The 2,995-nt window shown below is 62.7% G+C and carries 3 protein-coding genes; all 3 read right to left on the reverse strand.

Annotation, left to right across the window (positions count from 1 at the left end):
• Window positions 1-99: 99 nt before the first annotated feature.
• Complete coding sequence (nikR, locus tag QZ964_RS14525; RefSeq protein WP_154453895.1) at window positions 100-570, reverse strand: nickel-responsive transcriptional regulator NikR; 471 nt, start codon at window positions 568-570, stop codon at window positions 100-102.
• A gap of 360 nt (window positions 571-930) precedes the next feature.
• On the reverse strand, window positions 931-2,337 hold the full coding sequence (locus QZ964_RS14530; RefSeq protein WP_292532362.1) for a TolC family outer membrane protein: 1,407 nt from the start codon (window positions 2,335-2,337) through the stop codon (window positions 931-933).
• Window positions 2,334-2,995: efflux RND transporter permease subunit (locus tag QZ964_RS14535; RefSeq protein WP_292532363.1), on the reverse strand; the 662-nt coding region annotated here is incomplete at its 5' end. The genes QZ964_RS14535 and QZ964_RS14530, both read right to left, overlap by 4 nt.

The following is a 2,995-nucleotide window of genomic DNA, read 5'->3' on the forward strand; positions in this document are numbered from 1 at the left end:
GCTTTTTTCAAAATTGTCTTACGCGACGCCGGTGAGTCAATTGCCGGTAAACGATTTGTCGTAAGCGTTGCCATTTTGCAACAGAGGGTTAAGCGGCGGTTAATTCGAGCGATGCGCGTGGCCGCTCTCGTGATGATGGCCGTGCGGGAGCAGCTTTTCGCCTTGCGCGGCGTCGGCCGGAACGAAGACGAGCTGCCCATAGCGCACGCCGCGCTCGCCAATGACATGGCTGGCGAAATGCTCGACTTCCGACTTCAGGCCGCGCAGCAATGACACTTCGAGACAGGTCGCCTCGTCCATATGAATATGCAGCGTCGCGATCGACATGTCGGCATGGCTGTGATGATCGGTCATCAGCCGTTTCGACAATTGCCGCGTCTCGTGGTCATAGACATAGACCAGCGCAGCGACGCAGGAACGCGCGCTGTCGTCGACCTCCAGCTTTTTCATGAGGCCCGCGCGCACGAGATCGCGCACGGCTTCCGAACGGTTCTGATGCCCGCCCGCCTCCATATATTGGTCGAGCGCGCTCATCAGTTCGTCGTCGATCGTCACGGTTACGCGCTGCAATTCAATGCTCCGGCTGGCCGCGCTTCAGTCGGAGCGACTAACAGCGCAGAGCGTTACTTAATAACGCTGATGCGCACAAGTAACCAGTAGGCGCCTAAACCGGCGATCATCGCCGAACACGCATTGACAAGACGCGGACTACGTCTCCCTTGGTGAAGGTCTTGTCGACGACTATGAGCAAGGGCAGCACAACAAGCACGATGCCGATCTGTCCAACTTCGACGCCGATATCGAAGCTTGCCTACGCGGGAACGATCGCGCGCCGTGGCGCTCGAAGTTCAATAAGGCCACGCGCGAAGCCAAACCGCGGATGAAGCGTAAGCGTGGTCAGAAGCGGCGGGATCCGTTGGAGAGATTTGGTTATGGCGTCGCGGTCCCGCCCCAGAGGTCCTTGACCTGTTCAAAGTGTACGGCGGGATCATATCCAAAACCGTCGAGATCAAGCGACGCCGTGGACAGACGTCCGATCGCCGTGAGCACCGCGTATGAGGCGACGACGCGGTCGCGCTGAGCGAAGACGAGCGCGATGCGGGCGTAGAGCAGCTCTTGCTGCGCGATAAGAATTTCGAGTGTCGTTCGCTGACCGGCCTTGGCTTCTTCTCTCACGCCATAGAGCGCGCGCTCGGCCGCGGCGATTTGCGTTTGCGCCGCGGCAATCTGAGTTTTCGCCGCCTGCAACGCGCCCCAATAGGCGCGAACGAGCGAGAGAACTTCTGCGCGCGCGACGTCGGCGTCGAACCGGCGCTGTCCGGCGGTCTCCTTGGCCTGCCTCACGCGGGAAGACGTCAGGCCGCCCTCGTAAATCGGCACGTTGAGATGTCCGAGGATTTTCGCCCCGACATTGCGGTTCCCGATGCCGGCAATGTCGGTCTGGGTGAAAACGTCGCCGACGATCGACAATTTGGGCATGAAGTCGGATTCAAGCGCGTTTATGCCGAGATCGGCGACGTCGGCCTCGTGAAGCGCCGCGAGGATGAACGGATGTTCCCTTTGCGCGATGCGTTCCGCTTCTTCGCGCGACTTCGGCAGCAATCGGTCGATCGGCGCGCCCGGCGCGAGTTTCGTCGGCTCGACGCCGACCGTCTTGCGATAGACGCCTATGCTGGCGTCGAGCGTGGCGCGTGCGGCGCCGGCGAGAGACTTTCCTCCCGCGAGCCGCGCCTCGACCTGCGCGACATCCGTCAAGGTGATCTGTCCATATTCGTAGCGTTCGCGCGTTTGGCGCAATTGCTCTTTCAGGACGGCGACATTGCTTTCCTGAAGTTTCAGGGCCGCTGTGTCGCGCAAGACGTTCATGTAGGCGGTGACGGCGTCAAACAACACGCGCTGCTCGGTGAGGCGCAAACGTTCGCGTCCCGCGAAGACGCCCGACTCCGCGGCGCGCGTTTCGTTTTGCGCCTTGAACCCGTCGAATATCGGCTGCTCGAACGTTAGATGGGCGGAGCGGGGAACGCTGCCGCCGTTCTGGATGTTTTTCGTGATGGCGGTATCGGTCGGGTCATTGATATTGACGTCGCGCTGCTTTGTGACGAGGCGATTGCGCTGCACGCCGAGATAGCCGTCGCCCGTCACGCGCGGCCTCATGCCGGCCTGCGCTTGCGGCACTCCTTCGTCGATCGCGCGAAGCTCGGCTCTGCTGGCGTTGAGCTGCGGATTGGCGTCATAGGCCCGCCGCATTGCGCCCATCAGCGTTTCAGCGCGCGCCGTCTGCGCGGCGACGGCGCCCACCGCGCATGCCGCGATGGCGAGCGCGCGCGCGCGATTCACGCGCCGACATCCTGCTTCGGCGCGCCCGAAACGGAACGCGCGCGATTTCCGTTTTCGCCGAAGTAGGAATAGAGCGCCGGCAGCACGATGAGCGTCAGCAGCGTGGCGCTGATGAGGCCGCCGATGACCACTGTCGCGATCGGCCGTTGCACTTCCGCGCCGGTACTGGTCGCGAGCGCCATGGGCAGGAAGCCGAGCGACGCGACGAGCGCCGTCATGATGACGGGACGCAGACGCGTCACCGCGCCTTCGAAGATCGCTTGACGCTCGGGCACGCCGCTCATGATGAGCTGATGTATATAGGTGCGCATGACGAGGCCGTTGAGCACGGCGACGCCCGACAAGGCGATGAAGCCGACCGCTGCGGAAATAGACATCGGCATGCCGCGCAACCACAGCGCGGCTACGCCACCGGAAAGCGCAAGAGGGACGGCGGTGGAAACGAGCAGCGCATCGCGCGCGGCGCCGAGGGCGGAATAGAGCAGCAGGAAAATCAGGAAGAAACAAACAGGCACGACGATCATCAGGCGTGCCCGCGCGGCTACAAGATTTTCGAACTGGCCGCCCCAGACGATCCAATAGCCCGGCGGAAGCGCGACCTTGGCGTCGATCTTCGCTCGGGCGTCCACGACTACGGAGGCGATGTCGCGGCCGCGCA

Source organism: Methylocystis sp., assembly GCF_021731785.1.
Classification (GTDB): domain Bacteria; phylum Pseudomonadota; class Alphaproteobacteria; order Rhizobiales; family Beijerinckiaceae; genus Methylocystis.